The organism is Pseudonocardia alni (assembly GCF_002813375.1).
GTDB lineage: Bacteria > Actinomycetota > Actinomycetes > Mycobacteriales > Pseudonocardiaceae > Pseudonocardia > Pseudonocardia alni.
In genome coordinates this window covers 2,938,190-2,957,513 of sequence record NZ_PHUJ01000003.1, presented here as the reverse complement: position 1 = coordinate 2,957,513, position 19,324 = coordinate 2,938,190, and the positions used below count along the sequence as shown (strand labels likewise).

General features: G+C 75.1%; 19 protein-coding genes and 1 tRNA gene. 11 read left to right on the top strand and 9 right to left on the bottom strand.

What is annotated here, in order from left to right; genetic code table 11:
• Positions 1-381: 381 nt before the first annotated feature.
• On the top strand, positions 382-1,218 hold the full coding sequence (locus tag ATL51_RS14655; protein ID WP_100878905.1) for a hypothetical protein: 837 nt from the start codon (positions 382-384) through the stop codon (positions 1,216-1,218).
• Between the two features lie 3 nt (positions 1,219-1,221).
• Here the strand turns inward: ATL51_RS14655 and radA are convergent, their stop codons facing one another.
• Positions 1,222-2,601 (bottom strand): DNA repair protein RadA, encoded by a 1,380-nt coding sequence (radA, locus tag ATL51_RS14650; protein ID WP_073576745.1) that lies wholly within the window; start codon positions 2,599-2,601, stop codon positions 1,222-1,224.
• Positions 2,598-3,335, bottom strand: a complete 738-nt coding sequence (locus ATL51_RS14645) for a copper chaperone PCu(A)C (RefSeq protein WP_157818364.1) — start codon at positions 3,333-3,335, stop codon at positions 2,598-2,600. The genes radA and ATL51_RS14645 overlap by 4 nt, the downstream gene beginning before the upstream one ends.
• A gap of 344 nt (positions 3,336-3,679) precedes the next feature.
• Here ATL51_RS14645 and ATL51_RS14640 point away from each other — a divergent pair, with 344 nt between their 5' ends.
• The 3 genes from ATL51_RS14640 to ispF are packed head-to-tail and all read left to right on the top strand — an operon-like array spanning position 3,680 to position 5,357.
• Positions 3,680-4,171: a CarD family transcriptional regulator gene (locus ATL51_RS14640; RefSeq protein ID WP_020625956.1), complete on the top strand. Its 492-nt coding sequence runs from the start codon at positions 3,680-3,682 to the stop codon at positions 4,169-4,171.
• A gap of 5 nt (positions 4,172-4,176) precedes the next feature.
• The gene (gene ispD / locus ATL51_RS14635) at positions 4,177-4,893 is read left to right on the top strand and encodes a 2-C-methyl-D-erythritol 4-phosphate cytidylyltransferase (protein WP_100878903.1); all 717 of its coding nucleotides are present in this window, start codon (positions 4,177-4,179) and stop codon (positions 4,891-4,893) included.
• Positions 4,890-5,357, top strand: coding sequence for a 2-C-methyl-D-erythritol 2,4-cyclodiphosphate synthase (gene ispF, locus ATL51_RS14630; RefSeq protein ID WP_073576742.1), 468 nt, complete (start codon positions 4,890-4,892; stop codon positions 5,355-5,357). Before ispD ends, ispF begins: the two co-directional genes overlap by 4 nt.
• Here the strand turns inward: ispF and ATL51_RS14625 are convergent.
• Complete coding sequence (locus tag ATL51_RS14625; RefSeq protein ID WP_301549030.1) at positions 5,354-5,773, bottom strand: VOC family protein; 420 nt, start codon at positions 5,771-5,773, stop codon at positions 5,354-5,356. The two genes, ispF and ATL51_RS14625, sit on opposite strands and share 4 nt — an antisense overlap.
• Before the next feature lie 67 nt (positions 5,774-5,840).
• Between ATL51_RS14625 and cysS the strand changes: the two genes are divergently transcribed.
• Together cysS and rlmB are read left to right on the top strand one after the other, a co-directional pair.
• Positions 5,841-7,232, top strand: coding sequence for a cysteine--tRNA ligase (gene cysS / locus ATL51_RS14620; protein ID WP_100878902.1), 1,392 nt, complete (start codon positions 5,841-5,843; stop codon positions 7,230-7,232).
• A gap of 14 nt (positions 7,233-7,246) precedes the next feature.
• On the top strand, positions 7,247-8,221 hold the full coding sequence (rlmB, locus tag ATL51_RS14615; protein WP_062398410.1) for a 23S rRNA (guanosine(2251)-2'-O)-methyltransferase RlmB: 975 nt from the start codon (positions 7,247-7,249) through the stop codon (positions 8,219-8,221).
• A gap of 112 nt (positions 8,222-8,333) precedes the next feature.
• On the opposite strand, the gene ATL51_RS14610 is transcribed toward rlmB, so the two are convergent.
• From ATL51_RS14610 to ATL51_RS14600, 3 genes are read right to left on the bottom strand one after another with little or no spacing between them, the layout of a single operon-like run.
• Entirely contained in the window at positions 8,334-9,179 is an 846-nt protein-coding gene (locus ATL51_RS14610) for a metal ABC transporter permease (protein WP_073576922.1), read from the bottom strand.
• Positions 9,180-9,187: 8 nt separating this feature from the next.
• Entirely contained in the window at positions 9,188-10,024 is an 837-nt protein-coding gene (locus ATL51_RS14605) for a metal ABC transporter ATP-binding protein (protein WP_100878901.1), read from the bottom strand.
• A 1-nt stretch (position 10,025) separates the two neighbouring features.
• Positions 10,026-11,039, bottom strand: coding sequence for a metal ABC transporter solute-binding protein, Zn/Mn family (locus ATL51_RS14600; protein WP_301549029.1), 1,014 nt, complete (start codon positions 11,037-11,039; stop codon positions 10,026-10,028).
• 163 nt (positions 11,040-11,202) lie between these two features.
• On the opposite strand from ATL51_RS14600, the gene ATL51_RS14595 reads away from it, so the two are divergent.
• The 3 genes from ATL51_RS14595 (at position 11,203) to ATL51_RS14585 (ending at position 14,582) form a co-directional block, all read left to right on the top strand.
• Positions 11,203-12,306, top strand: a complete 1,104-nt coding sequence (locus tag ATL51_RS14595) for a LacI family DNA-binding transcriptional regulator (RefSeq protein WP_100878899.1) — start codon at positions 11,203-11,205, stop codon at positions 12,304-12,306.
• Entirely contained in the window at positions 12,300-13,142 is an 843-nt protein-coding gene (locus ATL51_RS14590) for an MOSC domain-containing protein (RefSeq protein WP_100878898.1), read from the top strand. The genes ATL51_RS14595 and ATL51_RS14590 overlap by 7 nt, the downstream gene beginning before the upstream one ends.
• 489 nt (positions 13,143-13,631) lie before the next feature.
• Positions 13,632-14,582, top strand: coding sequence for a transglycosylase domain-containing protein (locus ATL51_RS14585; RefSeq protein ID WP_208622987.1), 951 nt, complete (start codon positions 13,632-13,634; stop codon positions 14,580-14,582).
• 15 nt (positions 14,583-14,597) lie between these two features.
• On the opposite strand, the gene otsB is transcribed toward ATL51_RS14585, so the two are convergent.
• Genes otsB through ATL51_RS14570 form a run of 3 tightly spaced genes read right to left on the bottom strand, consistent with a single transcriptional unit; the run spans position 14,598 to position 18,282 of the window.
• On the bottom strand, positions 14,598-15,362 hold the full coding sequence (gene otsB, locus ATL51_RS14580; protein WP_100878897.1) for a trehalose-phosphatase: 765 nt from the start codon (positions 15,360-15,362) through the stop codon (positions 14,598-14,600).
• Positions 15,359-16,777, bottom strand: coding sequence for an alpha,alpha-trehalose-phosphate synthase (UDP-forming) (locus ATL51_RS14575; protein WP_100878896.1), 1,419 nt, complete (start codon positions 16,775-16,777; stop codon positions 15,359-15,361). The genes otsB and ATL51_RS14575 overlap by 4 nt, the downstream gene beginning before the upstream one ends.
• A 32-nt stretch (positions 16,778-16,809) precedes the next feature.
• Positions 16,810-18,282: a threonine/serine exporter family protein gene (locus tag ATL51_RS14570; protein ID WP_100878895.1), complete on the bottom strand. Its 1,473-nt coding sequence runs from the start codon at positions 18,280-18,282 to the stop codon at positions 16,810-16,812.
• Positions 18,283-18,436: 154 nt separating this feature from the next.
• On the opposite strand from ATL51_RS14570, the gene ATL51_RS14565 reads away from it, so the two are divergent.
• Positions 18,437-18,511 (top strand) — tRNA-Thr (locus ATL51_RS14565).
• Between the two features lie 350 nt (positions 18,512-18,861).
• On the top strand, positions 18,862-19,041 hold the full coding sequence (locus tag ATL51_RS14560) for an Asp23/Gls24 family envelope stress response protein (protein ID WP_322789683.1): 180 nt from the start codon (positions 18,862-18,864) through the stop codon (positions 19,039-19,041).
• Positions 19,042-19,324: the final 283 nt, after the last annotated feature.

The following is a 19,324-nucleotide window of genomic DNA, read 5'->3' as shown; positions in this document are numbered from 1 at the left end:
CCCGGCGACGGCCCCGCCGTGATCACGGACCGGGCACCGTCGGCGTCGCCCGCGGCCGTCCCGTGGATCACGGTCCCTACCGCGCCCGCCACCGGGGCGCGCGCCACGACCGGGGTGGTTCCCGTCCGCGGGTGACCGGGCGGGCCCTGTCACCGGACGACGCCGGTCACCGCGGGTCGGTGCGCCACTCGCCCGGGGGTCGGGCGATCCGGGTCGTCGACCCCGTCCGGGCCGGCCCGGGGGCGCGCGGGCGGCCGTTCCGCCACTGCACTCACCCGGTCGGGACGCGCGGGTCGCCCCGCCGGGTGGACCTCGCCGGACATGTCCGTTCCCGGCGCGGCGGCGGCGACTTCGTGTAACCGGAGATCTACCGTCGGTGACATGCACCCGGTGGGTCCCCTGCCGGCGTCGGTCTACTGGCGTCGGCGCGCGTGCGCGGTCGGCGTCGCGCTGCTCGCGCTCTTCGCGCTGCTGTGGCTCACCACCTGGCTGCTGATCCCACGGGGCTCCGACGAGCCCGCCGGGACGGCCGCACGGACGACCTCCCAGTCGTCGCAGACCACACCGGACACAGGGACGGCCGCACCCGCGGCGCCCCCGGGGTCCCCGTCCCCGGCATCCCCAGCCCCGGGGACGGGGACACCCGCGTCCGTGCCGCTCCCCGACCCCGCCGTGCCCGGACCCCCGCCGGCCGCCGCGACGGGGACGTCCGCCGGGCCCGCGACCCCGAACGCGGGCCCGGCGGACGAGACGGTCCGCCCCGACGACACACCACGCCCGTCCGTCCAGGTGCCGCAGGCCGCACCCTCCCCGCCGACCGGTCCGGTGCCCTGCACCGACGCGATGATCGAGGTGCGCGCCGAGACCGGGCAGCCGACCTACCCCTCCGGCGCGCGGCCCGAGCTGCGGCTGGTCGTCACCAACGTCTCCGGCCAGCCCTGCGTGCGCGACCTCGACGGCGCCCAGCAGGAGATCGCCGTCTGGAGCGGCGACGGGGCGACCAAGCTCTGGTCGTCCAACGACTGCTCCAACCCGTCGTCGGACGACCTGCGCACCCTGGTGCCCGGCCAGCCGGTGGCCTTCGCCGTGACCTGGACCGGGCTCGCCTCGGAGCCCGGCTGTGCGGGCGAGCGCACCCGGGTGGGCCCGGGGGGCTACCGGGTGCTGGCCCGGCTCGACCGGGTCGTGAGCGAGCCCGCCCCGCTGCTCATGAGCTGAGGCTCAGCGGATGCGGGCCATGATCTCGCGCAGCGACGACGCCTCGGTGATCTGCATCCCGGTCCGCCCGACCTCGGCCCCGGTGGGGACGATCGCCCGGGTGAAGCCCAGCCGTGCGGCCTCCGCGAGGCGCCGGTCGACCCCGTGCACCCGGCGCAGCTCGCCGGCCAGCCCGAGCTCGCCCAGCACGACGAGGTCCGCGGGCAGCGCCGCGTCCCGCTTCGCCGAGACGACCGCCAGCGCGATGGCGAGGTCGGCCGCGGGCTCGGTGATCCGCATCCCGCCGACGGTGGCGGTGTAGACCTCGGCGTCGTGCAGCTTGAGCCCGCCCCGCCGTTCGACGACGGCGAGCAGCATCGGCACCCGCGACGAGTCCAGCCCGGTCACCGCACGGCGCGGGCTCGGGATGTTCGCCCCTGCGACGAGCGCCTGCACCTCGGCCAGCAGTGGCCGTCGCCCGTCCATCACGACGGTCACCGCGGTCCCCGGCTGCACCGTGTCGGCGCCTTGGCCGAACCGGCCGAGGAACAGCCCCGAGGGGTCGGCGAGACCGACGATGCCGGAGTCGCGCAGCTCGAAGCAGCCGACCTCGTCGGCCGGACCGAACCGGTTCTTCACCCCGCGGACCATCCGCAGCGCCGAGTGCTTGTCGCCCTCGAAGTGCAGCACCACGTCGACCAGGTGCTCCAGCACCCGCGGGCCCGCGATGCCGCCGTCCTTGGTGACGTGGCCGACGAGCAGCACGGCCAGGCCGCGTTCCTTCGCCAGCGCGGTCAGCCCCACGGTGACGGCGCGGGTCTGGGTCACCCCGCCGGGGCTGCCGTCGACCGAGGCGGTGGACATGGTCTGGATCGAGTCCACCACCAGCAGCGACGGCCGCAGCGCGTCGACATGGCCGAGCACCGACTCGAGGTCGGACTCGGCGGCGAGGTAGAGCTCGTCGTGGACGCCGCCGGTGCGCTCGGCCCGCAACCGGACCTGGCCCGCGGACTCCTCACCGGAGACGTAGAGGACCCGGGACCGGGCCGCGGCCTGTGCGGCGACCTCCAGGAGCAGCGTGGACTTGCCGACGCCCGGCTCACCGGCCAGCAGCACCACCGCGCCCGGGACGAGCCCGCCACCGAGGACCCGGTCCAGCTCGTCGACGCCGGTCGGCCGGGCCCGGGCGGAGTCCAGCTCCACCTCGGCGATCCGCCGGGCCGGGGTGCTGGGCGCCCCGGCGACGACGGTCCGGCCGCCCCCGCCGGTGCGCACCGGCTCGACCTGCTCGAGCGACCCCCAGGCCTGGCAGCCCGGACAGCGCCCCACCCACTGCGCCGTGCGGTGGTCGCACTCGGTGCAGCGGTAGCCGCCCGAGCGGGCGGCGCGGGACCGGGGGGTCAGTTGCCGGCGGCGCCACCGGCGCCGCTGCCCTCGTTGCCGGGCGCGACCTCGGCGCCCTCACCGGCCGGGACCGGGTTCGGCTGGTCCACCGACGGGGCCTCGGCCTGACCGCCGGTCTCGGAGTTGACGCCGGTCTCGGCGCCGTTGGCGCCCTCCTCGCCGTCGGCGAACGACGCGCGCTCCGGGGCGTGCCCCGGGGAACCCTCGACGGTCGGCACGCCGGTCGGGACGGTGAGGGTCACCGAGCCGGCCTTCTCGAACACGAACGTCATCGGGACCTGCGCGCCGGCCGGGACCGGACGGGTCAGGCCCTCGGCGACGAGCTGCACGCGCTTGGCGTTGGTCGGGGTCAGCTGCAGGTTGCCCGGCGAGACCAGCGCGATGTCCTGCGGCATGGTCGCGTCGCCCTGGATCTGCACCGACGCGGCGGCCGGCGAGGTGACCGACACCAGACGGTCGGCGACCGAGCCGGTGTTGACCAGGGTGGCGACGAGCGGTGCGGCGCCGCCCTGGCGGTAGAGCGCGTCCGGGCCCGCGGGCGTGGTCGGGTAGGCGACCTGGACGTCACGCAGGTCGACCGAGCCGACCGTGGCGTTGGCGCCGTTGACGGCGGCGACCTGCTCTGCGGTCTGCGCGATCTGCCCGGCTCCACAGCCGCTGATCAGCAGGCCGGTCAGGGCGACGGCGCCGGCGACCCCGGCCAGGGTCCGGGCGGGACGGCGGGTGCGGCTCACGGTCGTCGTGTCCTTCCTTGCCGGTGCCCCGAAGTGCCCCCGGCGCACATGCTGGGTCTGTCGGGAGGCAGCCTAGTCGCGCGCTCCGGCGCGTTGCGCGGTCGGGCACCCGGGTGTGACGACCGCGTCCCCGCCGGACGGTGGGGCGGCAGACCCGGTGGTCCGGGACGTGACGCGGCGGCGACCGGCACGCGGCCGGGCCGGTCCGGATGGGCGCCACGCCCGCGGGGAACACGTTCCTCCGCTGTTGTCAACCCCCTGACCTGCGACGACGGTGAAAGCCGGTCACCGTCCCGCCCGGGCGACGTGTTAATCTGGACTCAGCGAAAGGGGCCAGAGGACACATGGTTTTCAAGGTCGGAGAGACCGTCGTCTACCCGCACCACGGTGCCGCGCTCATCGAGGCGATCGAGACCCGGACGATCAAGGGCGAGGAAGTGCAGTACCTCGTCCTGAAGGTCCAGCAGGGCGATCTGACGGTGCGCATCCCCGCCGACAACGTCGAGGTGGTCGGTGTGCGTGACGTCGTGGGCCAGGAGGGGCTGGATCGGGTCTTCGAGGTGTTGCGCGCGCCGCACACCGAGGAGCCCACGAACTGGTCGCGCCGGTACAAGGCGAACTGGGAGAAGCTCACGTCCGGTGACGTGAACAAGGTCGCCGAGGTCGTCCGCGACCTCTGGCGGCGGGAGAAGGACCGGGGCCTGTCCGCCGGTGAGAAGCGGATGCTGGCCAAGGCGAGGCAGATACTGGTCAGCGAGCTCGCGCTGGCCGAGGGCACCGACGAGGAGCGGGCCGAGGTCCTGCTCGACGAGGTGCTCGCCACCGCGAACGCCTGACCGGCGTGCACGGACCGTCCTCCGGGGCGGGTGTCGTCGCGGTGCTTCCCGCAGCCGGTTCCGGGGTGCGTCTGGGTGCAGGTGCGCCCAAGGCGTTCGTCGGACTGGCCGGGGTTCCCATGCTGGTACGCGCGGTCGACGGCCTTCTCGCGTCCGACGTCGTCGGGCACGTGGTGGTCGTCGTCCCCGCGGACCAGGTGGACGCCGCCGCCGCCATCCTGCCCGGACGCCCGGCGACCGTCGTCGCCGGTGGTGCCGACCGCACCGCCTCCGTCGCGGCGGGTCTCGCTGCGACCGGGACGGACGCCGAGGTCGTGCTGGTGCACGACGCCGCGCGCCCGCTCACCCCACCCGACGTCGTCCGCCGGGTGGTCGACGCCGTGCGCGCGGGCGCGCCCGCGGTGATCCCGGTGCTCCCTGTGGCCGACACGGTCAAACGGGTCGACGGCGCCGGGACCGTCGTGTCCACCGTGGACCGCTCCGAGCTGCGTGCGGTGCAGACGCCGCAGGGGTTCCGCGCGGCCGACCTGCGCCGCGCCCACGCGGGAACACCCGACCCCCGTACTGACGACGCCGGGCTGGTCGAGGCGCTCGGCGACCCGGTCACCACCGTCGCCGGGGACCCGCGCGCGTTCAAGATCACCACCGCGTGGGACCTGCGCATCGCCGAACTGCTGCTCGCCGGGGCGGGCCGCGTCACCGAGCACGAGGAACACGCATGAGGGTCGGGATCGGTACCGACGTGCACCCGGTCGAGCCGGGCCGCGACTGCTGGGTCGCGGGTCTGCTGTGGCCCGGGGCCGACGGCTGCGCCGGGCACTCCGACGGCGACGTCGCCGCACACGCGCTGTGCGACGCCCTGCTGTCCGCGGCGGGGCTGGGCGACCTGGGCGCGGTGTTCGGCACCGGCCGTCCGGAGTGGACGGGTGCGAGCGGGGCGACCCTGCTCGCCGAGGTCCGCCGCCTGCTCACCCGCGACGGCTGGACCGTCGGCAACGCCGCCGTCCAGGTGATCGGGAACGACCCGAAGATCGGGAAGCGCCGGGCCGAGGCCGAACGGGTGCTCTCGGAGGTGGTGGGCGGCCCGGTGTCGGTGTCCGGTACGACGACCGACGGGCTGGGGCTGACCGGGCGCGGCGAGGGCCGCGCCTCCGTCGCGACGGCGCTGTTGCTGCCCGCGGGCTAGAGACGCCCGGTCCGTTCCTGGATCTGCTCCGGGGTGAGGTCGTCGGCGTGGGCCGCCACCATCCAGGCGTGGCCGAACGGGTCGGTGAGCCGGCCGCCGCGCTGCCCGTAGTCGTGGTCGGTCACCGGGAACAGCACCCGGCCGCCGTGCTCCACCATCGCCGTGGCGACCGCGTCCGGGTCGTCGACCTCCAGGGCCAGGATCACCCCGCCGGGCCCCGACGGCGGGGGGTCGACGTCGTCGCCGTCCTTGACGGCCCACTCCGCGCCGCCGGCCCGCAGCAGGGCGTGCACCACGGCGCCGGAGCCGCCGGTGTAGCGCTCCACGAGCTCCGCGCCGAACACGGCGCGGTAGAAGTCGATCGCGGCGTCGGCGTCGTGCACGACCAGCCGCGGGTACATCCGCTGAACAGCCATGCCGGACACCTTGCCGCAGCCCCACCGCGCGTGTAGTGGACGAATCGGAGGCCCGTACCCTGGTGACGTGAGCCTCAGACTTCTCGACTCAGCGACCAGGGAGCAGCGTGCGTTCACGCCGCTGCGGGCCGGAGCAGTGTCGATGTACGTCTGTGGGGCGACGGTGCAGGGCCTGCCGCACATCGGCCACGTCCGCTCGGGCCTGAACTACGACGTGCTGCGCCGCTGGCTGGCCCGGTCCGGGTACGACGTCACGCTGGTCCGCAACGTCACCGACATCGACGACAAGATCCTGCGCAAGGCGCAGGCCGCGGGCCGTCCGTGGTGGGAGTGGGCGGCCACGCACGAGCGGGCCTTCACCGCCGCGTACGACGCGCTGGGCTGCCTGCCGCCGTCGGTGGAGCCCCGGGCGACCGGGCACATCACGCAGATGGTCGAGCTGATCGAGCGGCTGATCGAGCGCGGCCACGCCTACGCCGCGGGCGGAGACGTGTACTTCGCCGTGCGCACCCTGCCCGACTACGGCGCGCTGTCCGGTCAGCGCGTCGACGACGTCCACCAGGGTGAGGGCGAGGGCGGCGCCAAGCGCGACGCCCTGGACTTCACGCTGTGGAAGGCCGCCAAGCCCGGCGAGCCCAGCTGGCCCACCCCCTGGGGGAACGGGCGTCCCGGCTGGCACCTGGAGTGCTCGGCGATGGCGACCGCCTACCTCGGCCCGGAGTTCGACATCCACGGCGGCGGCCTGGACCTGGTGTTCCCGCACCACGAGAACGAGCGCGCCCAGAGTCACGCGGCCGGGGACGGGTTCGCCCGGTTCTGGCTGCACAACGCCTGGGTGACCATGGGCGGGGAGAAGATGTCGAAGTCGCTGGGGAACACCCTGGCGATCGAGAACCTGCTCGAGCGGGTCCGCCCGGCCGAGCTGCGCTACTACCTGGTCGGCCCGCACTACCGGTCGGCGATCGAGTACTCCGACGCCGCGCTGGACGAGGCCGTCGCCGCGTACCGGCGGATCGAGTCGTTCGTGCACCGGGTGCGCGAGCGGCACGGCCTGCCCGAGGTCGCGGCGGAGCTGCCCGGCGCGTTCACCGCCGCACTCGACGACGACCTGGGCACCCCGCTCGCGCTCGGCACCGTGCACACCCTGGTGCGCGAGGGCAACACCGCCCTCGACGCCGGGGACGTCACCGGCGCGCTGCGGGCCGCGTCCGCGGTCCGTGCGACGACCGAGGTGCTCGGCCTGGACCCGCTGGCAGCCGGCGGCGTGGCCGAGGAGTCGGGCGACGCCGCCCGGCAGGCACTGGGCACCCTGGTGGAGACGATGCTCGAGCGCCGCCGGGCCGCGCGCGCCGAGCGCGACTTCGCCACCGCGGACCGGCTCCGCGACGAGCTGCTCGCCGCCGGGATCGCCGTCGAGGACGGCGCCGACGGCTCCACCTGGACTCTCAAAGACAACTAGGACTCGTAGAACTCATGGCAGGCAATTCCAAGCGCCGCGGTGCGATCCGTAAGGAAGGCACCAAGAAGGGCATGGTCGTCGGATCCGGCGGCCAGCCCCGGCGCGCACTGAAGGGCAAGGGCCCGACCCCGCCCGGCGAGATGCGACCCGGCCACCCGAAGGCGAGGGCGGCCGCGCGCCGCGCCGCCCAGGACCAGCAGCAGCGCCGACGCCCGGTCGCGGGCCGTCGCGGTGACGGGGAGACCCCGGAGACCGTGCTCGGCCGCAACCCGGTCGTCGAGTGCCTGCGGGCCGGCGTACCGGCGACGGCGCTGCAGGTGGCCACCGGCATGTCCGCCGACGACCGCGTCACCGAGGCCGTCGCGCTGGCCGCGGAGCGGGGCATCTCCATCCTGGAGGTGCCGCGCAACGATCTCGACCGGATCAGCGGGGGAGCGCTGCACCAGGGCCTCGCCCTGCAGGTGCCGCCGTACGCCTACGCCCACCCCGACGAGGTGCTGGAGGCCGCGTCGCACTCCGGGCGCCCGGCACTGGCCGTCGCCCTGGACGGGGTGACCGACCCGCGCAACCTGGGTGCGGTCGTCCGGTCGGTGGGGGCGTTCGGCGGGCACGGCGTCGTCGTGCCGCAGCGGCGCGCCGCGGGCATGACCGCGGTGGCCTGGCGGACCTCGGCGGGCACCGCGGCCCGGGTCCCGGTCGCGCGCGCGACGAACCTGACCCGCACCCTGCAGGAGTACGCCTCCGCAGGGCTGATGGTCGCCGGTCTGGCCGCCGACGGCGACGTCTCCCTCGACGACTTCGACCTGGCCTCCGGGCCGCTGGTGATCGTCACCGGGTCGGAGGGGAAGGGCCTGTCCCGGCTGGTCCGCGAGACCTGCGACGTGACCGTCTCGATCCCCCTGGCCGGTCGCGTGGAGTCCCTGAACGCCTCGGTCGCCACCGGCGTCGTTCTGGCCGAGGTGGCCCGCCGCCGTCGCGTCGGCCGCTGACCCGACGCGTGATCGCCGCGACGCGCGGTGATCCGCTCCCCGCGCGCGTCCGGACGCACGCGACGGGCGGATCACCGCGCGGACAGCGGATCACCGCCGGCGGACCCGGGGGTCAGGCGCGGACCGGGCCCCGGCCGCGCAGCCGGCCCACCAGCCGGCAGAGCAGGTAGGCGACGAACCCGATGGTCGCCACGTAGGCCGAGATCGGCAGCCCCGGCGCCAGCGACAGGATCGTCCCGCCGACCAGCGCGACCTCCGCGATGACGATCGCGAGGACGGTCGCCAGCAGCGGGTTCGCGGTGACCCGGTTCGCCGCGGCGCCGGGCACGATCAGCACCGACAGCACCAGGATCGCCCCGACGATCGGCACGGCCAGCGCCGTCACCAGACCGATCAGCACGCCGAACACCAGGGTCAGCGCGCGGACGGGCACACCGCGCGCCAGCGCGACGTCGGGGTCGGTGCTGGCGAACAGCAGCGGCCGGTAGAGCAGCGCCAGGGTCGCGAGCACGACGACGGCGACGACCCCCAGCACCCACAGGTTCTGCTGGTCGACCGACACGATGGAGCCGGTCAGCAGGCCGAACCGGTTGGAGGAGCGGCCGTCGTAGAGGGCCAGGAACAGCACGCCCAGGCCGAGCCCGAACGCCATCACCACACCGATCGCGGAGTCCCGCTCGCGTTGGCGCAGGCCCAGCACACCGAAGATCACTGCGGCGACGACGGCGCCCACCACCGCCCCCACCCCGACGGCGACGCCGAGCAGCAGCCCGGCTGCGGCCCCGGTGAAGGCCAGCTCGGCGGTGCCGTGCACGGCGAAGGCCATCCCGCGGCTGACGACCAGCGGGGCGAGCAGCCCGGCGACCAGCCCGAGCACCGCGCAGGCGATGAGCGCGTTGCGGACGAACGGGTAGCCCAGCAGCGTGCCGGTGCCGGACAGGTCGAGGATCCGGGCCAGGAACTCGGTCACGCGCCACCCCCGACCGCGACGCCGTGCTCGGCGTGCTCGTCCCGGGTGACCGGGGAGTCCTCGGCCCCGACGACGACCAGCCGGTCGCGGACCCGCAGCACGTCGACGTCGGTGCGGTAGAGCCGCGACAGCGTCTCCGAGGTCATGACCTCGTCGGTGGTGCCGATCGAGAACCGGCCGTCCACGAGGTAGAGGACCCGGTCCACCAGCGGCAGCACCGGGTTGATCTCGTGGGTCACGAACAGCACCGCGGTGCCCGCGGCGCGGCGGCGCTCGTCGATCAGTCGGGTCACGATCCGCTGGTGGGACAGGTCCAGGCTGAGCAGGGGTTCGTCGCACAGCAGCACCGCCGGGTCCCCGACGAGTGCCTGCGCGACCCGCAGCCGCTGCTGCTCGCCGCCGGACAGCCGCCCGACGGGGGCGTCGGCGTACCCGGTGCCGCCGACCTGGGCGAGCGCGCGGTCGACGCGCTCGCGCCGCTCGCGTCGCCGGCCCAGGCCGAGACCGAAGCGGTGCCCGTCGAGCCCGAGGCCGACGAGGTCGCGCCCGCGCAGCGGCAGGTCCGGGTCGAGCGGCTGCTGCTGCGGGACGTAGCCGATCTCCGGGCTGCCGCGCCGCGGGGTGTGCCCGCCGACGGTCACGGTGCCGTCGGAGAGCGGGAGCAGCCCCAGCAGGACGCGCATCAGCGTCGTCTTGCCGGAGCCGTTCGGGCCGAGGACGGCGACGAACTCGCCGGGTGCGACGTCCAGGTCGAGGCCGGACCACAGGGTCCGGGCCCCGAACCGGAGGCCCGCCCCGCGCAGCGACAGCGCGGACTGGTGCGAAGAACCCATGTCAGCGGTTCAGCGCCGCGGAGAGCTCGTCCAGGTTGGCGTTCATCCACTGCACCCAGTCGGTGGTGCCCGCGGGCAGCGTCTCCGACATCTGGACCACCGGGACGCCTCCCTTCTGGGCGGCGTCGCGGACCTGGTCGGTGGTCGGCGAGGTCGTCTGGCTGTTGAGGATCAGCGCGTCGACCGGCGGCTGCGCGGTGAACAGCCCCAGCATCTGCGCGACGACGGCGGCCGGCGGGTCGGTGCCCTCCTCGACCGCCGAGGAGAACTCCTGCGGGGTCGCGTTCGCGACCCCGGCGGCCTGCAGCAGGTAGGCGGGCACCGGCTCGGTGACGGCGACCCGTGCCCCCGGGTGCGCGCGGCCGATCTCGGTGGCCTTCGACGTCAGCTGGGCGACGCCGCCCTCGAGGGTCTGCGCGTTGGTGCGGAAGTACTCCGCGGCGCTCGGGTCGATGCGGCCGAGCTGGTCGGCGAGCTGCTCGGCGACGCGGCCGACCGCGGCCGGGTCGTACCAGACGTGCTCGTTGAACGAGCCGTGCTCGTGCTCGTGGTCCGCCTCGCCTGCGGGCTCGGGGGTGGCCCCGGCGTCGTGGTCGTGGCCGTGGTCGTCGGCGGGGGCCTCCTGGGCCCCCTCGATGCCGGAGACCTCGACGGCGTCGACCAGCGGTGCCGTGTTGCCGGACGCGGCGACGAGATCGGTCATGAACGCGTCGTAGCCGCCGCCGTTCATGACCAGCAGCTGGGCCTCGCCGACGGTCGCCGCGTTCTGCGGGGTCGGCTCGTAGCCGTGCGGATCGACGTCGGGGGAGCTGATGATCGACTCGACCCTGGCGTAGTTGCCGCCCACGGCGCGGGCGACCGCGCCCCAGGCGTCGGTGGAGGTGACGATCTTCACCTGCGGGGTGTCGGCGCTGGTGGGGGCGTCGACCTGGCCGGAGCCGCAGGCGGTCAGACCCAGGGCGAGTGCGGCCAGCCCGGCCACGAGCGCGGCCGGGCGGAGCGGGGATCGGGACACGGACGGAACTCCCATCAACATATCGGCATACATTTATTGGAAATCATTCTCAGATTCACTCTACCGCTGTACGGAGAGCCGGGAACGCGCGCGGCGTGTGATCCCGTCGTGGCCGGTCGGGGCGGACTTTCACGTGCGTGACCGCGCCGCTACCGTTCGGGGAATGACCGGCCCCCAGCACCCGCGGCGTCCGGCGACGCTCGCGTCGCTGGCCGCCGAACTCGGGGTCTCCCGGACGACCGTGTCGAACGCCTACAACCGCCCCGACCAGCTGTCCGCGCCGCTGCGCGAGCGTGTCCTGGAGGCGGCCCGGCGGCTCGGCTACCCGGGCCCGGACCCGGTCGCCCGCTCGCTGCGCACCCGGCGCGCCGGAGCGGTGGGCCTGCTGCTCACCGAGGCGCTCAGCTACGCCTTCCGCGACCCGGGCGCCACCGGCTTCCTGGAGGGGCTCGCGCTGGCCTGTGAGAAGGCGGGCACCGGCCTGCTGCTGATCCCGGTCAGCCCCGAGCACTCCGACGTCGACTCCGTCTACCAGGCCGGGGTCGACGGCTTCGTCGTCTACTCGGTCAGTGAGGACGACCCGCACTTCCGGGCCGTCCTGCAGCGCCCGGTGCCGACGGTCGTCTGCGACCAGCCCACCGGGATCACCGGGGTGGACCGCGTCGGCGTCGACGACCGCGCCGGGACCCTCGCGCTCGGGCGGCACCTCGTCGAGCTCGGCCACCGCCGCGTCGGTGTGCTCTGCATGCGCCTGTCCTCGCACCGGCACGACGGCAGGGCCGACGTCGCCCGGCAGGAGGGCAGCTCCTACGCCGTGCAGCGGGAGCGCCTCGCCGGGCTGCGCGCGGCGCTCGCCGAGGCCGGTGTCGACTGGGCCGACGTCCCGGTCATCGAGCGGTTCGAGCACTCCCTCGACGCCGGCGCGGACGGCGCCGCCACCCTGCTGGACTCCCACCCCGGGATCACCGCGCTGGTGTGCACCTCCGACATCCTCGCCCTCGGCGCGCTGCGCGAGGCCCGCGACCGCGGCCTGCGGGTGCCCGAGGACCTCTCGGTCGCCGGGTTCGACGGCGTGCCCGAGGCCGAGCGCGTCGGCCTGACCACGGTCCGCCAGCCGTTCCGGGAGAAGGGCCTCGAGGCCGGACGGCTGCTGCTCGAACGCGGCGACCGCCACGTCCCCGAGCACGTCAACCTCCCGACGGAGCTGATCGTCGGGGCGACCACCCGCGGGCTGCGCCAGTCCGGGGAGTTCTTCTCCGGATGGTGAGCCTGACCGGGCTGCGCCGCTACCCGGTCAAGTCCTGCCGGGGCGCGGACGTCGCCCGCTCGGTCGTCGAACGGGCCGGTCTCGCCGGGGACCGGCGCTGGATGCTGGTCCGCGACGACGGCGCCGTGGTCACCGCGCGCACCCACCCGCGGCTCGTGCTCGTCGCGCCCACCCCCGCCGACGACGGGCTCCGCCTGACCGGACCGGGGCTGCCGCCGTTCACCGTCCCCGTGCCCGACGGCGAGCCGGTGCCGGTCCGCGTGCACCGCTGGGACACCGCCGGCGTCCCGGCCGGCCCGGCGGCCGACGCCTGGTTCTCCGAGCTGCTCGGCGACCCGGTGCGACTGATCCACCTCGACGACCCGGCCCGACGCCGTCCCGACCCCGACTTCTCCCACGACGAGGACCGCGTCTCCTACGCCGACGGCTACCCGCTGCTGCTCGCCTCCACGGCCTCGCTGCACGCGCTGGACGCGCTGGTCGCCGCCGGCCCGGACGCGGCCGAGGCGCCGCTGCCGATGACCCGGTTCCGGCCGAACGCCTTCGTCGACGGCGCACCGGCCTGGGCCGAGGACGGCTGGCGGCGCATCCGGATCGGCGCCGCGGAGTTCCGGGTGGCCAAGGGCTGCGCCCGCTGCGTGCTCACCACCGTCGACCCGGACACGGCCGTCACGGGCCGCGAGCCGATGGCCACCCTGGCCCGGCACCGGCGGTTCGACGGCAAGGTGTGGTTCGGGGTCAACCTGATCCCGGACGCCCCGGGCGCGGAGATCGCCGTCGGCGACGAGGTCGAGGTGCTCGACGCCGTCGACCCGGCCTGCGGTCCGCCGCGCTGACCCGTACCGGCCACGGTTCCTCCCGCCCCGTCGGTATCGTCGGGTTCGGGTCGCCCGTCCGGGTGGCCGGACCGGGGCGAGGGGGAGGTTGCGCTGAACGACGAGCGCGACCCACGTCGCCGTCCGCCACCACCGCCCCCGGGCCCCGCCGGGCGGCGCCCCCCGATGCCGCCTCCCGCGCCGCGTCCCGGGGCCGGGCCGCCACGTGTCGGGCCGCCCCCGCCTCCCGGACGTCCGCCGGCGGGCGGGCGGCCGGCCCGCGCCGTGCCACCCCCGCCGGCCCCGCGGCCCTCCGCGCCGCCCGACCGCCCCGACGGCCTGCGTCGGGCCCCGCGCCCCGCACCGTCCGATTCCCCGGACGCCCTGCGCCCGATCCCGCGCCCCGTGGCGTCCGACCGCCCGGACGTGCTCCACCCGGCCCAGCGGCCACTGCCCACGCGTCGCGGCGCCCGCCGGACCGGCCCCCCGCCGCGTCGCGGAGCGGCCCCCGTGCCCCGTCCCGAGGAGCCCCGCGCTCCGCGTCGCCCGATCGGGCCGCAGGTCGCGGCGCTGCGGGAACGACTGCGCGGGCTGCGGCCGCAGCGGCCCCCGGGGACCCCGCCGCCGTCGACCCGGGTCCGGCTGCGCAGGCTGCTGCGCTGGGCCCTGGTCGCCCAGGCCGTCCCGCTGGTCCTGGTGCTGCTGTTCACGCTGGTCAACCCGCCGTACACGATGTTCCGGCTGTGGAACTTCGGGCCGACCGTCGCGCAGTGGACCGACGCCGAGCACGTGTCGCGCAACTTCCTGATCGTGGTGATGGGGCAGGAGGACCAGCAGTTCCCGGAGCGCACCCTCGCCGTCGACTACGGGATGCAGTGGGCGCGCGTGCAGGCGTACATGGACGGCACCGACGACCCGTCCGGGTCGACCATCACCCAGCAGACGTCGAAGAACCTGTTCCTGTGGGCCGGGCGCTATCCGCCGCTGGAACCGGTGCGCAAGGCGCTGGAGATCCCGCCGGCGGAGACGATGGAGCTCGTCATGTCCAAGCGCCGGATCCTGGAGATCTACGTCAACGTCGCGCAGTTCGCGCCGCGCGTCTACGGCGTCTGCGCCGCCTCCTGGTACTACTTCGGCAAGTCCAGCCGCTCGCTCAGCGTGGACGAGTCCGCGCAGCTCATCGGGCTGCTGCCGTCCCCGCTGCACGTCGAACGCGCCCCCGGCGGCGGCATGCGCTTCCTCGGCGACTCCAACGGCAACGGTGTCGCCGACCCCGGCGAACGCGGCTGGATCAGCGCGAAGGGCTACTGGCACGCCCGCGAGCGCGCCCCGCGCTGGTACACCCAGATGGGCGGGCTCGCCGCCACCGAGGGCCTCGGGATCCCCGGCAACGCCTCCGACCTGCCCGCCGCCGACGACCCGTGCCGCGAGCCCCCGGCCGCGCTGGCCGACCTCGACTGAGCTGTCGGGACCTGGTCAGGACCCGCAGCGCAGCGCGGCCAGCCGCTCCAGGACCCCGGCCATCTCCTGCGGGTCGGCGACCCGGAAGCGGGCCGCGGTGTCGCCGTCGCCGACCTTGATACCGACGTCGCCGTCGCCCAGCACCCGGAACGCGGTCTCGTCGGTGACGTCGTCCCCGGCGAACAGCACCGCGTCCGCGTGCAGGGCCGACCGCAGCGCCTCCACCGCGGAGCCCTTGGTGGTCTCGACGACGGCCAGGTCCAGCACGTCCTTGCCCGCGACGGCGTCGACGCCGTCACCGGCCCACTCGGCGTCGACCCGCTCCAGCAGCGCCGCCCCGGCGGCCGGGTCCATGCCGCGCACGTGCACCGCTCCGCCCGCGGGCTTGGTCTCCAGGCGCGCCCCGGGGGTCCCGTCGACCAGGGTGCGCAGGCCGTCGAGCAGCGCGGTCCGCCGGCGCTCCTGCGCAGGCGTCAGCAGGCCGCCGCGCCCGAGCAGGGCGGCGAGCCCGTCGTCGTACTCGGCGCCGTGGCTGCCCACCAGCCCGACCGGCGGGACGAACCCGGAGACGGTTGCGAGGTCGTCGCGGCCCCGGCCGGACAGCATCACGACGGTCGTCGCGTCGTGCGCCGCGAGGCGCCGGACGGCGTCGGCCGAGGCGGGCAGCGGCCGCGACGTCGACGGGTCGTCGACCAGCGGGGCCAGTACGCCGTCGAAGTCGAGGGCGACGAGCAGCCGCCCCACGCCGGCGAGCTGCTCCACGGCGGCGTCGGGGCTCACTGCTCGACCCGGATGCCGAGCGCCTCCAGGAACCCGGTGGCCCAGCGGTCGACGTCGTGGTCGAGGACCTGGCGGCGCAGCGTGCGCATCCGTTTGCGCCCCTCCTCGGCGTTCATGGTCAGCGCCGCGTAGAGCGCCTCCTTGACGCCGTCGGTGTCGTGCGGGTTGACCAGCAGAGCGCTGGTCAGCTCGATCGCGGCACCGGCGAACTCGGACAGCACGAGACAGCCGCCGTCGTCGGGGCGGCAGGCGACGTACTCCTTGGCGACGAGGTTCATGCCGTCGCGCAGCGGGGTCACGAGCATGACGTCGGCGGCGAGGAAGAACGCGGCGAGCTCCTCGCGCGGCAGCGACCGGTGCAGATAGTGCACCGCCGGGTGCCCGACGCGGGCGAACTCGCCGTTGATCCGGCCGACGGCCTGCTCGATGTCGGCGCGCATCTGCTGGTAGTGCTCGACCCGCTCCCGCGACGGCGTCGCCAGCTGGATCATCACCGCGTCGTCGACGGACACCCGCTCCTCCTCGAGGAGCTCGTGGAACGCGCGGAGCCGGACGTCGATGCCCTTGGTGTAGTCGAGCCGGTCGACACCCAGCACGATCTTCTCCGGGCTGCCGAGCTCCGTCCGGATCTCGGCGGCACGCTTCTCGACCTCGGGGGTCCGGGCCAGCTCGTCGAGCCGGTGCGAGTCGATCGAGATCGGGAACGCGCCGAGCCGGATCCGCCGTCCGCCGTGGTGGAGCACCTCCGGGTCGCGGTCGGTGGAGGCCCCGGCGAGCTCCTGGGCGAGCCAGTGGAAGTTGCGGACGCCGCCGTCGGTGTGGAAACCGACGAGGTCCGCGCCGAGCAGGCCCTCCATGATCCGGGTCCGCCACGGGAGCTGGCGGAACAGTTCGACCGGCGGGAACGGGATGTGCAGGAAGAAGCCGATCCGCAGGTCCGGGCGCAGCTCGCGCAGCTTCCCCGGGACGAGCTGGAGCTGGTAGTCCTGCACCCAGACCGTCGCGCCCTGGGCGGCGACCTTCGCGACCTCCTCGGCGAAGCGCTGGTTCACCGCGGTGTAGGCGCGCCACCAGTGCCGGTGGAACTGCGGCGGTGCGACGACGTCGTGGTAGAGCGGCCAGAGCGTGCCGTTGGAGAAGCCCTCGTAGTAGTCGGTGACCTCCTGCGCGGTCAGCATCACCGGGAACAGCGACAGGCCGTCCTCGGCGAAGGGCTCGACCTCGGCGTCGGGGACGCCGGGCCAGCCGACCCAGGCACCCTCCCGGGCCCGCAGGGTCGGCTCCAGCGCCGTGACCAGGCCGCCCGGGCTGCGACGCCAGGTGGTGCTGCCGTCCGGATGCCGCTCCAGGTCCACGGGGAGCCTGTTGGCCACCACCACCAGATCCGCTGCGGTCACCGGTTCCCCTGTGGACACATGCCCTCCTCGACGCTCGCCCCGTGGCGACCCTACTTCGGATCGGCCCCGTCGGCCGTGGTGTCGGGCACCGGGGCGCCGACGGCCGCGGCGCCGGTGGGGGAGCTCTCGGCCCCGCCGGGCCGGTCCTCGGGACGGCGGCGCGGGCTGGCCACGAACTGCCCCAGGGCGACGCCCGCGGCCAGCGCCAGACCGACGGCCAGCGCGATCGTGATCGTCACCAATCCCTCGGACGGCCCCTCGATCGCCAGCTGGTAGAAGCCGCGGTAGGCGGCCAGACCGGGCAGCAGCGGGGTGACCCCGGCGAGGGTGACGACCATCGGCGGGGTCTGGGTGCCCCGGCGCAGCAGGCCCGCCGCCAGGCCGACGACGAGCGCCGCGGCCCCGGTCGCGGGCACCTGGCCGAGCCCGGCGTTCTGCGTGAGCAGGCCGTAGACCAGCCAGCTCGACGCGCCGACCGCGCCGGCGATCGGCAACGACCGCAACGGTGCGTACCCGGCGAGCGCGTAGAACGCCGCCGCCAGCGCACCGGCGACCAGCGAGAGCCCGAACTGGCCCGGTCCCGACGGCAGGTCCCCGGACACCTCGATCTGGGTCCCCATCGCGAGCCCGAGCTGCAGGCCGAGCACGACGCCGGTCAGAAGCCCCGCCGACAGCAACGAGATCTCGACCATGCGGGCGGCCGCGGTCAGGTAGTAGCCGGTCAGGGCGTCCTGCACGGTGGAGACCACGCTCAGCCCGGACAGCAGCACCGTGATGCCCGCGGCGACGATGTAGGACGCCCGGGTGCCCGGCGGGAACACCTCCAGCTGCACCAGGGCGACCGTCGAGGCGGTGACGAGGAAGCCACCGACCACCTGCTGGAAGAACGCTGCGACCCCGCGCCGGGCCAGTACCCGGCCGATCCGGTCGATGATCGCGGTGGTGACGAACGCCGTCGTCGCGGTCAGCGGGCCGCCACCGAGCAGCAGGGCGATCGACGCGGCCAGCGCGGCCCAGCCGAACGTCGCCACCCAGCGGGGGTAGGGGTGCGGGTGCCGCACGACCTCGGAGACCTTCGACGACGCCGCCCGCACGTCGAGCCGACCCGCCTCGACGTCGCGGATGATCGCCTCGGTCTCGGCGAGGCGGGACAGGTCGAGCGTGCGGTAGCGGACCAGCCGCATCGTCGTCACCGGCTGGGCGGCGTTGCCGCGGTGGCAGCACATCGTGATCGAGGTGAACGTGATGTCCACGTCGACCGCCGGCAGACCCGCCAGGTTGGCCAGCCGCAGCATCGTCGCCGTGACCTCGTCGACCGATTCGCCGGAGGACAGCTCGATCTCACCGATCCGCATGCAGAGGTCCAGGACCTCCTGCACACGGGCGTCGTCGGGGACCTGCGGGCCGAGCATGAGCATCGGCACCGTCGACGGACCCGGGGTGAGCAGCCGTTTCGCGTCACGCCGCAGCGCGCCGCGCAGTCGCCGTGCGAACCGGTCGGCCGGCGGCGTCTCCTCGGCCACGATCCCTCCATTCCGTCGTGCGGGTCTGGCGTCGCCCACCAGGCTAGGGGCGGGCCGCCGACCGGCGTCGGGGCGTCGGCCTACCTCACACCGTCCGACGGCCGGGCGGGGTGAGCGGTTGCGACGGAGGGGCGGGTTAGGCTGGGGCCTGCCCGCCGGTGTAGCTCAGTGGTAGAGCAACCGCCTTGTAAGCGGTAGGTCGTCGGTTCGATCCCGACCTCCGGCTCCACGTCCGATCAGCGGTCCGCTCCGGAACGTCTCCGGCAGGACCGCTCGCACGGCTCCCCGTGGTCGAGGCCGTGCCGGCCGGCCGACAGCGTGACGCAGGGCTACGGACGATTCGCGAGACGCCGGGTGGCAGGACGACCCTCCACTCTCGCCGGCACCGGTCTCCCCCGGTCACGAGGACCGACCGCTCGGCGATGGCTCACATCACAGCACCGCCGCGTGAGGATCCTGTCCCGATCGTGTCCCACGGCTGTGGAACGGAACGAGACCTTCCGGCAACGGAGGCCTCCTCCGCCGCAGAGGCCCCGGCACACCAGGCGGCCGGGCCCGCGGCACGAAGGGAGACAGGACATGACCACCCCGAACACCCCCACGGCGACGACCCCGGGCCCGGCGGTGTCGGGCGCGCTGTCCTCCGGCTGGGGCAGTACCCGGATCGCCGAGGCAGTCGTCGCCGAGATCGCAGGTCCGGCGGCCCGCGAGGTCCGCGGCGTGTACACCCTCGGCGGCGGAGCGGCCCGCATCGCGTGACGTCCACACCGGGCCGGCCCTCGCCCCGGCCGCGACCCGGGCGCTGAGCTGCGCTGCCGGAGGGAACCCGCACCCGGGCCCTGCGGCGAGGTCGACGGCCACCTTCCCCGGCCGTCGGACGGGCGCGGACGCTCGACGCTCCACGCATGTCGACGTCCACGTCGTCGGTCGCTACCCCCATCCGATCGCCGAGATCGCCGACCAGGTCAGAGCCGCTGTCCGCGGTGTCATCCCCGACGCGGGAATCACCGTCACCGTCGAGGACTACAGGTGACCCCCGCCC